Here is a 16,761-nt window from a genome sequence, read left to right as displayed (position 1 = left end):
CGGTGACCTCCCCCGACCAGACGCTGCGCCGCGCGCGGATCGCCGTGGCCGTGCTGTTCCTGACGAACGGCGCGATCTTCGCGAACGTCCTCCCCCGCTATCCCGGGATCAAGGACGACCTCGACCTGACCAACGCCTCGTACGGACTCGCGATCGCCGCGCTGCCCGTCGGAGCACTGGTCGCGGGGCTAGCGGCCGGCGTGCTCATCAGGCGCTTCCGGTCGTCGCGGGTCACGGTCGTCGGCACGATCCTCACCGGGGTCGGCGCCTTCGCCATCGGTCTCGCGCCCAACCTCGCGACGTTCGCCGCGGCGCTGTTCCTGCTCGGCGCGATGGACGCGATCACCGACGTGGCGCAGAACGCGCACGGGCTGCGGGTCCAGCGACGCTACGGGCGGTCGATCCTCAACGCGTTCCACGCGATCTGGTCCGCAGGCGCGGTGCTCGGTGGCCTTATGGGCGCGGGGGCGGTCGCGCTGGGTCTGTCACCGGCGGTCCATCTCGGCCTCTCGTCGGCGCTGTTCGCCGCGATCGCGGTCGCGGCGTTCCCGTTCCTGCTGCGCGGCCGCGATGCCGAGCCCGTGGAGCCCATCGAGACCAGCGAGCCCGACGGCACCCCACCGACGCCTCGCGCCCGACCGACCGGCCCCACCCCTCGTACGGTCCTGGTCCTCGGCGCGCTCGTCCTCCTCGGCATCGCGGACGCACTCGTGGAGGACGCGGGCAGCACGTGGGCGGCGGTCTACCTGAACGAGTCGCTCGGCGCGGCAGGGTCGATCGCCGCGTTCGGTTACGTCGCGCTGGTCGGCGCGCAGTTCGTCGGGCGGATCATCGGCGACCGGCTGGTCGACCGGTTCGGGCAGCGCGCCGTGGTCCGCGTCGGGGGCCTGATCACCGCGTCGGGCATGGGCGCCGCACTGGCCTTCCCGACGGTGCCGGGGACCATCGCCGGGTTCGCGGCCGCCGGGTTCGGCGTCGCGACCGTGATCCCCGCGGCGATGCACGGCGCCGACGAGCTCCCCGGTTTCAAGCCCGGCACGGGACTCACGCTGCTGACCTGGCTCATGCGGGTCGGATTCCTCGTCTCGCCCCCGATCGTCGGCCTCGTCGCGGACGCGACGAGCCTGCGGGTCGGCCTCCTCGTCGTCCCCCTCGCCGGCATCACGATGCTCGCGTTCGCCGGTGTGCTCGAGGGGCGGCGATCGCCGTCAGCCACACCGCCCCGAGAACGGTGAGGATGAGCTCCGCGCCGAGCCGCACCCCTCAGTGGTGGAAGGTGCGCTTCGCCACGGACCGCGGGATCGCCGCAGGAAGGCTGTCGAGATCGCTCGTGGCCGCAGCGATGTCGCGCAGCAGCTTGTCGGCGAGGTCGTAGCTCATCCCGTTGCGGACGACGATGCGCTGGACGACGAGGTCGGAAAGGTTGTCCGGCATCGGGTACGCCGGCACCTGCCAGCCGTACGTGCGCAGCCGGTCGGAGAGGTCGTACAGGTTCCAGTTGTCCGTGTGGCCCTCCGCAAGGCGCCAGGCGAAGACCGGGATGTCACTGCCGTCGTTCCACAGCGTGAACGCCCCGTGCTTCTGGATGCCGTCGGCGAGGTGCTTCGCGGTGTCCTGAGCGGCCTGCTGCACAGCGCGGTAGCCGTTGTAACCGAGCCGCAGGAAGTTGAAGTACTGGAGGAGGACCTGCGCACCCGGCCGCGAGAAGTTCAGCGCGAGCGTCGGCATGTCACCGCCCAGGTAGCTGACCGAGAAGATCAGGTCCTCAGGCAAGAAGTCGCGAGACTTCCAGACGACCCAGCCGAGACCCGGGTACACGAGCCCGTACTTGTGCCCCGAGGTGTTGATCGAGTGCACCCGCTCGACCCTGAAGTCCCACTCGATGTCCTTCTGCAGGAACGGTGCGATCATCGCGCCGGAGGCACCGTCGACGTGGATCGGGATGTCGAGGCCGGTGTCCTTCTCGATCTGGTCCAGAGCCGCCGCCACGGCGGTGACCGGCTCGTACATGCCCGTGTACGTGACGCCCATGATGACGACGACGCCGATCGTGTTCTCGTCCACGTACGACGCGAGGTCGTGCCCGTCGAGCGTCTTGTGCTCCTCAGTGATCGGCACGTAGCGGGCCTCGACGTCCCAGTAGTTGCAGAACTTCTCCCACACCACTTGAACGGCCGAACTCATCACCAGGTTGGGGGTCTCGGTCGACTTCCCCTCGGCCCTGCGTGCGTGCTGCCAACGTCGCTTGAACGCGAGACCGGCGAGCATGCACGCCTCGGACGAACCGATCGCCGACGTGCCCAGCGCCTGGTCGGGGTCGGGAGCGTTCCAGAGGTCCGCGAGGATCCGCCAGCACCGCTCCTCGACCGCCGCCGTCGCGGGGTACTCGTCCTTGTCGATCATGTTCTTGTCGTACGTCTCGGAGTAGAGACGGTCCGCGTATGGCCCCATCCACGTGCCGACGAACGTCGCGAGGTTGAGACGCGCGTTGCCGTCGAGCATTACCTCGTCATGCACGATCTGGTAGGCCGTCTCCGGGAGCATTGGCTCCTCGTGCAGGACGTTGCGGGTCTGGCCGGTCTCTTCGGCATGGCGGGCGAAGAGTGGGTCCAACCCGCCGCCCCCGAACTCCGAGTGCGCCATCGTTCCTCCAGACTCCGGGCGCCGAGCGACGACCGGTGAAGCGGGGACCCCGGGGAGGCGTTCGGTTGAAGCGGTCCTTCTCTCGGTCCTAACACAAACCTTTGGACAATGCAGAGCGGAAGCACGGTGACGACCGCGCCGGGATCAGCCGCGCTAACGGGCCAGCCGCCGACGTCCAAGCCCCACCGGAGAATCGCTACCCCACCGGAACTGCGCGGTGGGGGACGCACTTTCCGTTGGCCCCACCGCAGAGTGGATGGACGAGGCGGAGTCTAGGACGGCGCGCTCGGCGGGATGTTCGCGTTCAGGTGGAAGACGTTGTCGGGGTCGTACGTGTCCTTGAGCGCCGTGAGCCGCGCAAGCGTCGCCGGCAGGTACGCCCGTCGTACGCCGGTCGCGCCCTCGTCGCCGAGCACGTTGACGTAGACGCCGCTGGCGTACGGCTCCAGCCGTGCGGCGGCCGCGCGCGCGGCCGCCATCTGCTCCTCATCGGCCTCGGCATCCGTCCAGCGCGCCGCCGCGACGTACTCGAAGACCGTGCCTCGCTGGCTGTACGCCGTCGCGTCGTCGTCCACCTCGTCGATCGCACCGCCGTACGCCTGGAGGCTCGCGGCCACCGTCGGGTCCTGGGTCAGCAGGACCTCGATCGCGGCGTCGGGCAGGTCGCGGAGGTAGTGGCCCTTCCAGTAGCGACGCAGCGCGTGGCCCTCGAGGGTGTCATCGCGGCGCTGGAGGTCGACGTACGGCATCGCGTCCACGCGCCGCGCCACCGGTCGGCCGAGCGCCTCGAGCAGTCGTGCGTGCTCGCGGCCTTCGCCCGGGTCGCCGATCCACACGAAGCCGAGCGTCACCACGCCGCCGGCGACTGAGGCGGCGTACGTCGCTCGCCGTGGTGCGGTCGCGTTGAGGTCACGCCAACGGGCGACGGCGGACGCGGCATCGCCGACGGCGAAGTCGAGCTCGACGCTGAGCGTCTGCGTCCCCGTCTCGTGCAGACGGAGCTCGAACTCCGTGACGATGCCGAAGTTGCCCCCACCCCCGCGCAGGCCCCAGTAGAGCTCCGGGTTCTCGTCGGCCGACGCCCGTACGACGTCTCCGGTGGCGGTCACCATCTCGAACGACTCGACGTTGTCGCACGTCAGCCCGTGCTGGCGGGCGAGCCATCCCATCCCGCCGCCAAGCGTGAGACCACCGACGCCGGTGTGCGAGACGTTGCCCGCCGTCGTAGCCAGTCCGTACGGCTGGGTGGCGGCGTCGAGGGCTCCGAGCAGAGCGCCACCCTGGACCCACGCCCTGCGGCGGGTCGGCGCGACCCGTACGGCGCGCATCGGGGTCAGGTCGATCATCAGCCCGCCGTCGGGGACCCCGTGCCCGACGACGCTGTGCCCGCCGCACCGCACGCCGATCTCGAGTCCCTCGCGACGGGCCAGCAGCACGGCCGCCACCACGTCGGCGGTCTCACGGCAGCGCACGATCATCGCGGGCCGGTGGTCGACCATCGCGTTCCACACCTGACGGGCGGCGTCGTACCCGTCGTCGCCCGGGCGCAGGATCCCGGTCTCAGAGATCGCGGTCGCCTCTCGTCCTGTGCTGACCATCGCCTTGCTCCTCGCACTCGTCGGCATCTGGGAGGGCTGACCGGCGGCGACGGCGCAACTCATCGCGTGAGAGTGTCGGAGTCGTGGAAGACGACGCCCTGATCATCACCCGCAACCCGCTCCCTGACGGCATCGACGCGCGACTCGCGGCGCAGCTGTCCTTCATCGCCGAGGCCGACAAGCTCAAGACGATCCTGCGTGCGTCGCCGCTCGCTGCGGCCGATCGCCGCGAGAACGACGCCGAGCACTCCTGGCACCTCGCGCTGATGGTGGTGCTGCTCGCGGAGTACGCGGAGGAGCCGATCGACGTCGGCCACGCGGTGAAGCTGGTCGTCATCCACGACCTCGTCGAGATCTATGCCGGCGACAGCCCGGTGTTCGACGCCGCCTCTCGAGTCGATCAGCGCGAGCGGGAGGAGGCTGCAGCCGACCGGCTGTTCACCCAGCTGCCCGAGGATCAGGCGCAGGAGATCCGTGCGCTCTGGGACGAGTTCGAGGCGGGGAAGACGCCGGAGGCGAGGTTCTGCAAGGGCATCGACCGGCTGGAGCCGATGCTGCTCAACTGGTTCAACGAAGGCGGGACGTGGCGGATGCCCGGCGCGAACCTCGCCACCATCCGCGCTCGCGAGTCCGGTGTCGTCGCGGCGTCGACCACGCTCGGTGACGCAACGGGCATGCTCGTCGACGAGGGCCTGCGCCGCGGCTGGATCCGAGACGCGCCAAGCGACGCGTAGCCGGCGCCGTCGGATGGTGGAGGGGTCGCTCACCGGTGTCGAGTGACGCGATCTGGCCCATCTCTGCGTCGGTCAAGACGAAGTCGAAGACCTCGAGGTTCTCTGCAATCCGCTCCGCACGTACGGACTTGGAGACGGCGACGACCCCACGCTGAACGAGCCACCGGAGCACGACCTGGGCGACGGGCTTGCTGTGCGCCCCGGCGATCGCGGAGAGGACGGGGTTGGAGAACAGATTGTTCTTGCCTTCACCGAACGGGCCCCAGTGCCTCGATCTGCACATCGCGTTCGCGCATCAGGTCCTGGTAGGAAGCGCGTGGGAAGGATAGAAGTTCGAGACACCGATCGCACGAATACTCCCCTCTCCGTAGAGCCGCTGCATGGCCCGCCACTCGCTGTAGTAGTCACCGAGCGGCTGGTGGATCACGTAGAGGTCGACGTAGTCCAGTCCGAGACGGCGCAACGAGCTCTCGAAGGCGCGCTTGGTGTCGTCCTCGACAGGTCGCCACGTGCGACCCCGTGGGCCTGATCGCTGCGCCGACAGCCTCCTCGTTTCCGTACGACGCCGCGGTGTCGAGGTGCCCGTAGCCGACTTCGAGCGCAGATTCGACGGCCTTCTGAGTTCCTCCGCGGGAATCTGGTAGACGCCGAAGCCGAGGATCGGCATCTCAGCCCCGTTGTTGAGTGTGACCGTCTGCATCGTGTGAACCCCTCTCAGAGAGTGATCATCGAATGCGCCGCAGATCGGCACCGACGTCAGCGGAAGGCGTTGAGGCGTCGTCGGACGTTGAACCGCGCACCAGGGACGCGAGGCAGGTCGAGGGCGTCGGTGACCAGGTTGGCGAGGTCGCCGTTGCGGATCGGCTGCCTGCCCGTGTATCTCGTACGGGCCGAGCCTGGGCTGCGGTAGCGCGGGCTGAGGCGATAGAGGTTCCGGCCCGCGGCGACTCCAGGGCCCCACACCATGAACGGCACCCGGTAGTTGGCCAGCCTGCGAGCGTCGCCGTGCGAGGCGCCAGAGCCACCGTGGTCGGCCGTGAGCACGACCAGGGTGTGCTTGCGCAGCGCCGGCCGGGCGCGGATCGTCGACAGGATCCGTCCGAGCAGCCGGTCGGTCCTGCGGACCGCACGCAGGTATGCGCGACTCATGAACCCGCGGGTGTGACCGGCCTGGTCCGGCCGCGACAGGTGGACGAAGGTGAACGTACGGGGTGCCCGCCGCAGCTCGGCAGTCACCCTGGTCACGAGTCGCGAGTTGTCGGTGTCGACGGTGAACCGGTCGATCGTGGCGTTCCAGGTGCGCTGATAGAGGGCGAACTTCGTCTTCGCGGCGAAGAGCGCCGTCGAACCGCCACTGTTGTGCACGACGTCGAACACGCTGGAGATGTGGCGGCCCGCCGCCCGGTGCACGGTCGTGCCCGTGTCGTCGTTGAACGTGACGCCGTGTCCGCCGCGACGAGGATCGATCCGCCTGCCGGTCAGCATGCCGGTGTGGTTCGGCAGGGTACGGGTCTGCTCGCGTGCCGTGCGGGCGTTCAGTGTGACGGCGCCCTGCCGCATCAGCCGGTGGAAGTTCGGCGTACGGGACCGGCCGAGCATGTGGATCGCCTTGGGGTTGAGGCCGTCCACCGAGATCGCGACGACGCGGTTGACGGGATCGTCCGCGGAGTCGCTGGCCGCTGTCGCGGGGGCGGCAAGCAGGCCGACAACGGTCAGCCCGACGCACGAGCCGACAGCCACCCGCCGAAGAATCACTTCGGCCCCCCGTCGCCGCCCACGATCTCGACCCTACGTCCGCGCCGAACGCTTGCCCAGCGCTGCTCGGGCGACCACCGGGACGACGGTTACAAGCGGTACGAGCAGCACAGCAGCGCTCAGGACGCCGTAGCCGACCAGGTCGAACGGCGGCACCGCCACACCGAGGAGGCCGCCGCTGACGCCTAGGACCGCCGGGATCACCGTGGCAGTCCCGATCAGCCAGGCCAGGCCTCCGATGACCAGGGCCTCGACGCTCGCCATCGCGATCAGCTGGCGTCGGGTTGCGCCGGTGCGCCACAGCAGCACCAGCTCGTCGCGTCGTCCGGCGGTGCTGAGGACCAGCGCGTTGGCGGCGGCCACCACGACGAAGACCAGCAGCAGGAGCAGCAGCAGGGCAGAGAGGTCCCGCGCTGCGGCCCCCGACTCGGTCGTCGACGCGACGTACGCCGCCTCGTCGGTCGCCGTGAGCCCGAGGCCGGCGACCGCGGCCCCCACACCCGGCTCGTCGGCGCGAAGCAGCACCGTGTCGGCACGGACGTCGACACCGTGCACCGCGGGAGTGCCCTGGCCGACGAGATAGTCCCCGAAACCCAGGCCGCGGTCATAGATCGCGACGACCTCCGCCCACGCGAAGTCGTCGCCGGCCCAGCGGATCGCGATCTTCTCGCCGATGCCCTTGCCGGTGTCGAGGCGCGCGTCTCGACTGATCGCGACGGTGTCCGGGGCGTCCAGCGCGGCCAGGTCGCCGTCGCGAACGCCAGGATCGAGCATGCCGTCGAGCTCGCCGGCCGGGAGGCCGCGTACCTGCGTCGGCTCCCATCCCAGCGGCCCGAGCCACCCGGCCTCGTCATCGGTACGCACACTCGCAGGCACCGTGGCGAGCGGGGCCGCCGCGTCGACGCCGGGCAGGGTGGCGAGTGCGGCGAGCCGGGACTCGTCGAGGTCGCTGCCGGTGACGATCAGGTCGGCGTCCAGGCCGGCCGCCAGCTGGCGCTCGCCGGCCACCGCCAAGGTGTCGTCGGTCGTGGCCTGGACGGTGCCGACCCCCAAGGCGAGGGCGAGCGGCACCACCACGGTGGTCAGCCGTCGCGAGAAGCCGCGGGTGTTGGCGAGCGCCAGGCGGGTGGCCGGTCCGCCTCGCAGGCTGGCATGGTCCAGCAGCCACGCGACGAGCACGGGGCCGGCGGCAGCCGCCGCACCGACGAGCAGGAACGCCGAGGTCGCGGCCATCGCGCTTCCGAGGGTGCCGGGCATGAACAGCGGGCTCAGCGCCATGATGAGGCCGGCTCCGGCGAGGGCGAGGGCGCTGATCCGGCGGACGCGCCCGATGCCGACCGGCTCGACGACGCTCTGCGTGACTGCTGCGGTCGGCGCGGCACGCAGCGTCGACCGCGTCGCCAACCGAGCGGCCAGCCACGCCACCGGCAGCAGGACGAGCGCGGCCGCCAGCACAGGCAGGGGTGAGAGCGCCATCTGGAAGTCCGGCCCCACCATGTCTGCCTCGACCAGGACGGGCGTCAGCAGCCGGACGGCGACGAGGCCGACGAGTGCACCCAGCGGCGCCGCCACCAGCACGACCAGGCTGATCTCGCGGGCGACCAGCCCACGGACCTGGCCGCGGGTCGCGCCGACCGCGCGCAGCAGCGCAAAGTCCCGTTGCCGTCGGCGCAGGGCGAGCGAGACGGTCGCCGAGACCACGAAGACGATCAGCATGGTCGCGGTGCCGGTGAAGGAGAGGGCCAGGAGGATCAGGAACCCGGCGCCGCCCGGTGAGCGGAGGCCGGACTCGATGAGGACTCCGGTCCCGGAGACCAGCACGGCGGCAAGGGCGACCACCAAGAACGGGCCGACCAGGCCCGGCAGGTGGGCGGTGGCACCAGAGCGGGCGAGACGCCACATCGTGCTCATCGCTCCAGCCCGAGCATACGCTCGGCGACCGAAGCCGCCGTCGGGTTCGTGAGCCGGTCGACCAGACGTCCGTCGGAGAGGAAGAGCACCTGCTCGGCGGTCGCAGCCACCAGCGGGTCGTGGGTCACCATGACCACGGTCTGCCCGAGCCGGGACGCGGTCTCGCGCAGCAGGGCCAGGACGGCCGTGCCGGTACGGCGGTCGAGTGCGCCGGTCGGCTCGTCGGCGAAGACGACGGTGGGCCGGGAGAAGAGCGCGCGCGCGATCGCGACGCGCTGGGCCTGCCCGCCGGAGAGCTCGCCGGGGCGGCGCTGCGTCATCTCGGCCAGCCCGACGGCGTCGAGCAGCTCGGCCAGCCAGCGTGGCTCGTCGGCCTTCCCGGCCAGCATCGCGGGCAGCGTGACGTTGTCGGCCACGCTGAGGTGCGGGACGAGGTTGTACGACTGGAAGATGAAGCCGATGTGGTCGCGGCGGAACCGGGTCAGTGCATCGGGCGAGAGCGTGCTGATGTCGTGCTCACCGACAGTGATCCTGCCGCTGGTCGGCGCGTCGAGTCCGGCGGCGCAGTTGAGCAGCGTCGACTTGCCCGAGCCTGAGGGGCCCATCACCGCGGTGAAGGAGCCAGGCTCCAGGGCCAGCGAGACGCCGCGCAGCGCGTGGACTGGTCCCGAGCTTCCTGCGTACTGCTTGTGCACGTCGACGAGGCTCAGCGCCGGACGGGTGGCGCCGTTCGCGTGCGGGTGAGCGGTGCGGTGGGTGGTGGGGGCGGTCATCGCCGCTCCTCGGTCATCGGAAGAGAACACACGATGACGGTACGAATCCGCGGGGGTGTGCCACGAGCCGCGCAGGAAGGAGATCTCCGGCTTGCATCCTTCGATGCAAGCGCGGCCGCCGCGCGGGCCGGGGTCCGCTCAGTCGGGGACGGCGACGACCTTGTTCTGGTACGCCCAGACCGCAGCCTGGAGTCGGGAGCGGACGCCGAGCTTCGGCATCATCCGGGCCAGGTGCGACTTCACCGTCGAGGTCTCCAGGACCAGCTGCGCGGCGATCTCGTCGTTGGACAGACCTTGCGCGAGCAAGAGCAGGATGTCGAGCTCACGGGCGGTGAGCAGCTCGGTGGCCCGACCGGCGGTGACAGGGACGATCTCTCGGCGCGTCACCACCTCGCGCAGCACCCGCTTGGTCAGTGCGTCGTCGAGGGTGCCATTGCCCCGAGCGACCGAGCGCACCGCTGCGACCAGCACCTCGGGCTCGGCGTCCTTGAGCAGGAACCCCGAGGCCCCGGCCTCCAGCGCCCCAAAGAGGTAGTCGTCGATGTCGAAGGTGGTGAGCACCAGGACGGGAATCGGATCGGTCACGCCAGGCCCGCACAGCTCCCGCGTGGCGCTGATGCCGTCCTGCCCGGGCATCCGGATGTCCATGCAGACCACGTCCGGTCGCAGGGCGCGCGCGGCCTCGACCGCTTCGCGGCCGTCGGAGGCGACAGCGACCACCTCGAGGTCCGGCTCGGCGTCGATGAGCGTCCGCAATCCGGCGCGCACCAGCGCCTGGTCGTCGGCGATCAGGACCCGGGTCATGCGTCCTCCGTGGTGGCTGTCGTGCGGTCGATGTGCTGGGTGTCCTGGTCCCGCGGGATCCGCAGCCGGACCAGCCAGCCGCCGTCCTGGGTGGGACCGATGTCGAGGCTGGCGCCGGTGAGCTCGGCGCGCTCACGCATCCCGACCAGGCCGAACCCTGACCTCCCCGGCTGCGCCGCAGGACCGCCAGGCCGGTCGTTGCGGACGGTGAGCAGCACGGCCTCGGGGTCCCGGTCGTCGACGGTCACCTCGGTGGGTGCGCCAGGCGCGTGCCGGGCAGCGTTGGCGAGGGCCTCCTGCGCCATCCGGTACGCCGCGAGCTGGCCCAGCGGACCGACTCCGTGACCGACCTGCTGGTGGTCTCCGGCCAGCACCGTCAGCCGGACGTCGCGGACGGTGCCGCTGACGTCGTCGACGAGCGCGGGAATGCCGGCCAGGGACTCCGGCCGTACCCGCTCGGGCGTGTCCGTACGACCGTCGTCCTCGCGCAGCAGGCCGACCAGGCTGCGCAGGTCACGCAGCACCGCGGTGCTCTGGGTGCGTACCTGCGCGACGGCGGCCTTGGCGGCCTCGGGGTCGGAGTCGATCTGCGTGCCGATGGCCGCGGTCATCACCGCGATCCCGGACAGGTGGTGGGCGGCGATGTCGTGCAGCTCGCGCGCCATGGCAGTCCGTTCGCGGGCGACGGCGGCCTGGACGAGCGCGCCACGCTCACGTTCCAGCGCGTCCACCCGGCTCTGCCGCGCCTGCCGGATCTCTCGCCGGGTGGCCACCGCGATCGCGACCGCCAGCGGGAGCCCCACCGTGCCGACACCCTGGAGCGCACCGAGGCCGAGCGCGAGTGCCACCGGCTCATCACTGAACGTCGCGCTGATCATCGAGCCGGCAGCCGCAAGCACCCCGGCGGCGGCGAAGGTCGGCCAGGAGCGGGAGAGCGGCTGCGCCAACCCCAGGGTGTAGGAGGCGACGAAGACGGCCAGCTGGGCCAGGCCGATCCCGTCCCCCAGGCCCCACACGGCGCACAGCAGCATCCCGAGGGAGACCAGGAGCAGGACGGCACGCGGCGCGGTACGACGCCACAGCAGCGCCACCGCCTGGAGCACGATCGTGACCGCACCGAGGCCCCAACCGAGGGCGGACGGGATCGGCTCCACCACCCCGGCCTCCGGGGCCACGGCGGTCACGACGCAGAACGCGGCGAGAGCGACGAGCGCGAGGGTCCCCGTCACCAGTGCGACCCACCGGTCGACGACCGGGACGCTGCCACGACGAGTCACGACCGGAACGCTACCTGGGGGCCAAGCCCCACGCAGCGGCCGGGACCTGCGGGCGATCGGGGAGGACGTACGACCAGTGGAGGCAGTTCGAGTCTTTCCCCCGGTTCATGGAGGGCATCGTCGAGAAGGCCGGCGACGTGCTGAACGTCGTCGAGCGTCGCGTCGCGGGAGACCTCAAGCGCTTCAAGGAGTTCATCGAGTCCCGTGGCGTCGAGACCGGCGCGTGGCGAGGAGAGGTGAAGCCGACCGGCGAGGTCGACCCGTTGGGTGGGACGCACCGCCACTGAGCTGTGCTGAACCCGTGACAGAGAGGCCGTCCCCCCAGCTCGTGGGGGACGGCCTCTGTCGTCCCCACACCTTTCAGCCGTCGACGTCCGCCGTGCGCGCCACGAGGTCCGCCAGCAGAGCCGGCATCCCTTCTCGCTCGCACACGGCTCGTTGGCGGACGTACTCAGGAGGCTCGACGAGGATCGCCTGCACGGCGTCGAGGGGTCCGTCCACACCGTCAGGCGCCAGCTGCTTACGTGCGTCGTCGAGCGCGCGTGCCGCGACCTCACGCATGGGTCGTCGTGACCGGCCCGCATCGACGACCGTCGCTTCGAGGCCGAAGCGGCACGCTCGAAGGTCGTTCGCGAGGACGACCTCGTCCGGGAGGTCGTCAGGGTCAGGCAACTCGACGGCATGTCGGGCCAGGCCCTGCACCAGGGCCGTCAGTCCGGCGGCGCGCCCCAGCGACGACTGCGCGTCCATGACCCGCACCTCGATCGTCCCCAGTCTCGGGTGCGGCCGGAGCTCCCAGCACACATAGCTGTAGTCGGGCACCTCGTGCGCCCACAGGGCGATCCCGATCGCCGCGACGTACGCCTCCCAGCTGGGGAGCGGGGGCGGCATGGTCGTCCGCGGATACGACCTGAGGATGGCTGGACGGGCGCAGGCGAGTCCGGAGTCGCGGGCGTGCCAGTACGGCGATCCTGCGGCGAGCGCACGGAAGACGGACAGCCGGTTGCGCAGTCCGCGGTAGACCTTCAGGGCGGTGGGCGGGTCCGGCACGCCGACGTGCACCTGGAAGGCCGCGGTCGGCGTACGCAGCAGGCCGGCGAACTCGTCGCCGATCCGGTCGTATCGTCGCGACGTCGAGATGTCCACGGAGCCGAAGCCGGAGCTTGGGTGGAGACCGACTGCCATCGGTCGGACGCCTTCGGTGATCAGTGATCTCCGTAGGTGTTTCAGCGACTGGCGCACTTCCTCGGCGTCCGAGCACACGGGCGTCTCGAGCTCGAGCTCGTCGACGAAGATCTCGCCCTTGAGGGTGCCGTGTGTTCCGCGGTTACTAAGGGTGGCCGTCAGCGGTGCCGCTGCCGGTCCGAGCATCTGCCCTCGCTGGTCGACGAGGAGCAGCTCGTCCTCGCCCCCGACGGTGAACTCGCCCCCTGGATGCCATTCGAGGCAAGGCACTCCTGGGCCGGAGACCTCGGTGCTGCTTGCACGCGAACCTCTCGACACCAGGCCTCCAGAAGATAGGTGCGGACTGCTGTGTCCAGGTACCCGGCGATGTGGAGGCAATGCGTCACGGGCTACCTCGATCGACACCATCGCGAGGAGCAGCACCACCATGCGGGTGGTGGCGCCGAGGGCCGACCGCCAATTCGGGGCCGGTGACAGGAGTCGAACCCGCGACATCCTCATTACAAGTTGCACGCGGCGTGTCCGGCGATGGCCGCTGAGATGCGTTTGCGCAGGTCAGCAGGGATCTGGATTCCGCCGCGGTTCCTCGACGGCCGCTGCTTCTCGGGCGTTTGGCTACTCGTTCGGCTACTCGTGGGGGTCGCGTCCAGTGATGACGCTGCACAAGCTGCACGCCGGTGACGGCTACACCTACCTGACCCGACAGGTCGCGTCTGGAGATGTCACGCGGACTGCCAGCCAGTCGCTGGCGGACTACTACCTCGCGTCCGGGAACCCGACCGGTCGGTGGATGGGAGTCGGGGCGCGCGAGCTGGCCGTCAGCGGGACGGTGCGCGAGGACCAGATGCGGTCCCTGTTCGGCGCCGGAATGCACCCCGATGCCGAACAGATCATCGCGCTCGAGGAAGCCAACGGCGCGAGTCCGGAGGCCGCGAGGACCGCCGCCCGGCTGGGACAGGCCTTTCCCGCCTTCCACACGCGCGAGTCACGGGACGATCGGATCGCGGAGCGGATCGCCCGATACGAGGCCAAGGACGGCCACGCCCCAGACGCGACGACACGGGCTCGGATCGAGACATCCGAGGCCGCGAAGGAACGTCGCGCCGTCGCCGGGTACGACCTCGTATTCACCCCGGTCAAGAGCGCCTCGATCCTGTGGGGACTCGGCGACGCCGCCACCCGCCAAGCGGCCTCCGACGCCCACCACGCCGCAGTCGAGAACGTCCTCGCCTGGTTGGAGACGGAGACCTGCTTCGCCCGCACCGGCAAGGCCGGCGTCCAGACCAAGGCCCGCGGATTCATCGCAGCCGCGTTCGACCACTTCGACTCCCGCTCCGGCGACCCCGACCTGCACACACACGTAGCGATCTCGAATAAGGTCCGCGCCCTTCACGACCTCTCCGACGGTCGAGCACACTGGCTGTCGCTCGACGCTCGCGTCCTGCACGCGGCAGGAGTCGCGGCATCTGAGCGGTACAACACCCGCTTCGAGGACGAGCTCAGCCGACGGCTTGGCGTCGCGTTCACCGAACGTCCCGACACGGTCCGCGCCGACAAGCGACCGGTACGCGAGATCGCCGGCGTGCCGTTCGATCTGATCCGGTCGTTCTCCCAACGCCGTGCCGCGATCGAGGACCGCTACCGTGAGCTCGCCGCCGACTACCGCAATACCCACAGGCACGACCCCGACACCGCCGCCCAGCTCCGACTCGCCCAGCAGGCCACCCTCGACACCCGCGGCGACAAGATCCTCGGCGAAACCCTGGCCGACAAGATCACCCGCTGGCGCACCGAAGCTCGACCGTTCCTCGGCAAGGACCCCGACCGGCGATTGGCCGAGTTGATGAACCCGAAGGCGCCGGCGCGCGCGTGGGATCCGGACGAGGTGCCGGTCGACCTGATCGCCGAGGTCGCCACCTCCGTGGTCGCTGAGCACAAGGCGACCTGGACCCGCTGGAACGTCCTCGCCGAGATCGAACGCCAGATCCGCCACCTTCGCTTCGCGACCGCTCCTCACCGCGAACGCGTCACCGTGCGCGCTCTCGAGCGCGCACTCTCCCCCGACGTCGCGGTCCCACTCTCCAACGACGCGACCACCTACGGTTCACCCCGGTACACGACCCAGCACATCCTCGACGCCGAGCAGCGACTCCTCGACACCGCACGCGCCCACACAGACCACCCGGTCATGGCCGAGCCCGATGCCGTTGCCCGAATCTGGGCCTACGAAGAGGCGCAAGGCCACCGGCTCGACCCTGGCCAGCGCCGGCTCGTCCTCGACTTCCTCACCAATCCCCACGCACTGTCGATCGGAGTCGGACCAGCGGGGTCAGGGAAGACCACCGCTATGCGCGCCCTCGCCACCATCTGGCGCGAAGCGGGACGCCGCGTTATTCCGCTCGCTCCGTCGGCGACCGCTGCGCAGGTCCTTGCAGACGAGCTCGGCACCAGGGCCGAGAACCTCCACAAGTTCCAGCACCTCACCGCCGAGCCAGTAAGTGGCGACGACTGGGCTCACCTGCGACCAGGCGACCTGGTGCTCGTCGACGAAGCCAGTCTCGCCGGCACCACACGTCTCGACTGGCTCACCCAGCACGCCCATATGGCCGGTGCCGTCGTCCGCTTACTCGGCGACCCGTACCAGCTCTCGGCGGTCGAAGCCGGCGGCGCCTTCCGACTCCTGGTCGGCGACATCGGCGGACCCGAACTCGACACGCTCCACCGCTTCCACAACCCCGACGAGGCGGCGGCGACCCTCCAGATCCGCGGAGGAGACCCGGCCGGTCTGCGCTTCTACGAGGACAACCACCGCGTCGTGACCGGCAGCGGGCCGCATCTTCTCGAGTACGCTTACAACGCCTGGGAGCGCGACACCCGACGCGGACTCAGCAGCATCATCATCGCCAGCACCGAACGGGACGCGCGCGCCCTCAACACGACCGCCCGCGCGGCGAGAATCCGAGCCGGGGAGATCGGCCGAGCCGGCGGCGTACGACTGCGCGATGGCACCACCGCCGGCGTCGGCGACATCATCACCACCCGTCGCAACAACCGTGCCCTCACCACGATCCACGGCACGTACGTGAAGAACGGCGACCGATGGACTGTCACTGAGGTCAGCGGGGACGGGCGACTGCACGTCGAACGCGGCGGCGCCTGTGTCGAACTGCCGTCCGGCTACGTTGCCGACCACGTCCAGCTCGGGTACGCCGTCACGACCCACCGCGCGCAAGGTGCCACGGCCGACACCGCGCACGTCATCGTCGACGAAACCACGACCCGGGAAGCTCTCTATGTCGGTGCCACCAGAGCTAGGACCTGCACCTACCTGTACGTCGCAGACCAGCAACTGCTCAGACTCGACACCGATCGACCACCAACTCCCGAAAGCAATCCGTTCGAAATGCTGCGCGAAGCGCTCTCACGCTCAGGCCCGCACAGATCCGCGACACAAACGCGCCGGTCGGCACGGCGCCGCGCGCGAACATCGAACCTGCAACTCCCTCAGCACCGGCGTGACGACAACGGGAACCTCGGGCCGGGGCGAGCGGGTATCGCCCGATCTTGGTGACATCCCTGTTTTGGTTTCTAAGGGGTAAAGGTTTGTCAGAGCAGGATCAGACTGTAACGCTGACCTCAGGACGACGCGTGAGGGGGCGGCAGCTGAACGCCTAGGTAGGGCGACAGCGGAGTCTCATTCGGGTTAATCTCCAGTGCGCCATTCGCGAAGATCCGTCGCGATTGGAGACTTCGCAACTCATGCCATACATCGGTTGAAACTCGCGTCGAACCGACTCTTTGACGCCCGAGAACGACCGCACATTCATCTGCTTGACTCTCTAGCGGGTCGAGCCAGATCGCGAAAACATGACACTCTTCGCCCTTCTCGAGTTGAGATTCAGCACAGGCCCGTTCGAGCCAGGGGTACTCCTCGTCCCCAAAGGAAAGCGGCAGTTCTGTAACTGGAAGGCTCCAGTATTGCGAGTCTTGACCGAGCAACTCGACATCGGACGGCTCCTTCATCCAGCGCGGCTCTCGCGCGCTCGAGCGCCAAAGCCGGAACGTGTGCCCAACCACCTCG

13 protein-coding genes and 1 pseudogene are annotated in these 16,761 nt (G+C 70.0%); 4 read left to right on the top strand and 10 right to left on the bottom strand.

All coding sequences use genetic code 11. The annotated features are described in order from the left end of the window. Positions 1–2: 2 nt before the first annotated feature. Complete coding sequence (locus H4N58_RS03070; RefSeq protein WP_208322260.1) at positions 3–1,235, top strand: MFS transporter; 1,233 nt, start codon at positions 3–5, stop codon at positions 1,233–1,235. Positions 1,236–1,263: 28 nt separating this feature from the next. On the opposite strand, the gene H4N58_RS03065 is transcribed toward H4N58_RS03070, so the two are convergent. Both H4N58_RS03065 and H4N58_RS03060 read right to left on the bottom strand, forming a co-directional pair. Beyond that, complete coding sequence (locus H4N58_RS03065; RefSeq protein WP_167001482.1) at positions 1,264–2,643, bottom strand: glutamate decarboxylase; 1,380 nt, start codon at positions 2,641–2,643, stop codon at positions 1,264–1,266. Between the two features lie 272 nt (positions 2,644–2,915). After that, on the bottom strand, positions 2,916–4,241 hold the full coding sequence (locus tag H4N58_RS03060) for an FAD-binding oxidoreductase (RefSeq protein ID WP_167001481.1): 1,326 nt from the start codon (positions 4,239–4,241) through the stop codon (positions 2,916–2,918). Positions 4,242–4,324: 83 nt separating this feature from the next. On the opposite strand from H4N58_RS03060, the gene H4N58_RS03055 reads away from it, so the two are divergent. Further along, on the top strand, positions 4,325–4,975 hold the full coding sequence (locus tag H4N58_RS03055; RefSeq protein WP_167001480.1) for an HD family hydrolase: 651 nt from the start codon (positions 4,325–4,327) through the stop codon (positions 4,973–4,975). A 49-nt stretch (positions 4,976–5,024) separates the two neighbouring features. Here the strand turns inward: H4N58_RS03055 and H4N58_RS20865 are convergent. The 7 genes and pseudogenes from H4N58_RS20865 to H4N58_RS03025 all read right to left on the bottom strand — a co-directional run. Further along, positions 5,025–5,258 (bottom strand): annotated as a pseudogene (locus tag H4N58_RS20865) (aldo/keto reductase); the annotation flags it as partial. A gap of 12 nt (positions 5,259–5,270) precedes the next feature. Then, the gene (locus tag H4N58_RS20310; protein ID WP_208322259.1) at positions 5,271–5,642 is read right to left on the bottom strand and encodes an aldo/keto reductase; all 372 of its coding nucleotides are present in this window, start codon (positions 5,640–5,642) and stop codon (positions 5,271–5,273) included. A gap of 89 nt (positions 5,643–5,731) precedes the next feature. After that, positions 5,732–6,715 carry an alkaline phosphatase family protein gene (locus H4N58_RS03045; RefSeq protein WP_167001479.1) on the bottom strand — a complete coding sequence of 328 codons (984 nt, stop codon included), beginning with the start codon at positions 6,713–6,715 and terminating at the stop codon, positions 5,732–5,734. Between the two features lie 48 nt (positions 6,716–6,763). After that, positions 6,764–8,641, bottom strand: coding sequence for an ABC transporter permease (locus tag H4N58_RS03040; protein ID WP_167001478.1), 1,878 nt, complete (start codon positions 8,639–8,641; stop codon positions 6,764–6,766). Next, a complete protein-coding gene (locus H4N58_RS03035; RefSeq protein WP_167001477.1) occupies positions 8,638–9,414 on the bottom strand; it encodes an ABC transporter ATP-binding protein in 777 nt (258 codons plus the stop codon). The genes H4N58_RS03040 and H4N58_RS03035 overlap by 4 nt, the downstream gene beginning before the upstream one ends. A gap of 138 nt (positions 9,415–9,552) precedes the next feature. After that, on the bottom strand, positions 9,553–10,218 hold the full coding sequence (locus H4N58_RS03030) for a response regulator transcription factor (RefSeq protein ID WP_167001476.1): 666 nt from the start codon (positions 10,216–10,218) through the stop codon (positions 9,553–9,555). After that, positions 10,215–11,495 carry a sensor histidine kinase gene (locus tag H4N58_RS03025; RefSeq protein ID WP_243845025.1) on the bottom strand — a complete coding sequence of 427 codons (1,281 nt, stop codon included), beginning with the start codon at positions 11,493–11,495 and terminating at the stop codon, positions 10,215–10,217. The genes H4N58_RS03030 and H4N58_RS03025 overlap by 4 nt, the downstream gene beginning before the upstream one ends. Positions 11,496–11,602: 107 nt before the next feature. Between H4N58_RS03025 and H4N58_RS03020 the strand changes: the two genes are divergently transcribed. Then, complete coding sequence (locus H4N58_RS03020; protein WP_208322312.1) at positions 11,603–11,782, top strand: hypothetical protein; 180 nt, start codon at positions 11,603–11,605, stop codon at positions 11,780–11,782. Positions 11,783–11,855: 73 nt separating this feature from the next. Here the strand turns inward: H4N58_RS03020 and H4N58_RS03015 are convergent, their stop codons facing one another. Beyond that, on the bottom strand, positions 11,856–12,950 hold the full coding sequence (locus H4N58_RS03015) for a glutamate-cysteine ligase family protein (protein WP_167249072.1): 1,095 nt from the start codon (positions 12,948–12,950) through the stop codon (positions 11,856–11,858). A 382-nt stretch (positions 12,951–13,332) separates the two neighbouring features. Here H4N58_RS03015 and mobF point away from each other — a divergent pair, with 382 nt between their 5' ends. Next, entirely contained in the window at positions 13,333–16,251 is a 2,919-nt protein-coding gene (gene mobF / locus H4N58_RS03010; RefSeq protein WP_167001473.1) for a MobF family relaxase, read from the top strand. Positions 16,252–16,761: the final 510 nt, after the last annotated feature.

Origin of the sequence: Mumia sp. ZJ1417 (assembly GCF_014127285.1) — a bacterium.
Taxonomy (GTDB): Bacteria; Actinomycetota; Actinomycetes; order Propionibacteriales; family Nocardioidaceae; genus Mumia.
This window is presented reverse-complemented; position numbering and strand designations above follow the sequence as displayed.

Excerpts from the sequence above, each read along its gene's own strand:
- H4N58_RS03030 (WP_167001476.1), bottom strand. The coding sequence starts at position 10,218 with ATGACCCGGGTCCTGATCGCCGACGACCAGGCGCTGGTGCGCGCCGGA.
- H4N58_RS03020 (WP_208322312.1), top strand. The coding sequence starts at position 11,603 with ATGGAGGGCATCGTCGAGAAGGCCGGCGACGTGCTGAACGTCGTCGAG.
- H4N58_RS03060 (WP_167001481.1), bottom strand. The coding sequence starts at position 4,241 with ATGGTCAGCACAGGACGAGAGGCGACCGCGATCTCTGAGACCGGGATC.
- H4N58_RS03065 (WP_167001482.1), bottom strand. The coding sequence starts at position 2,643 with ATGGCGCACTCGGAGTTCGGGGGCGGCGGGTTGGACCCACTCTTCGCC.
- H4N58_RS03040 (WP_167001478.1), bottom strand. The coding sequence starts at position 8,641 with ATGAGCACGATGTGGCGTCTCGCCCGCTCTGGTGCCACCGCCCACCTG.
- H4N58_RS03035 (WP_167001477.1), bottom strand. The coding sequence starts at position 9,414 with ATGACCGCCCCCACCACCCACCGCACCGCTCACCCGCACGCGAACGGC.
- mobF (WP_167001473.1), top strand. The coding sequence starts at position 13,333 with ATGACGCTGCACAAGCTGCACGCCGGTGACGGCTACACCTACCTGACC.
- H4N58_RS20310 (WP_208322259.1), bottom strand. The coding sequence starts at position 5,642 with ATGCCGATCCTCGGCTTCGGCGTCTACCAGATTCCCGCGGAGGAACTC.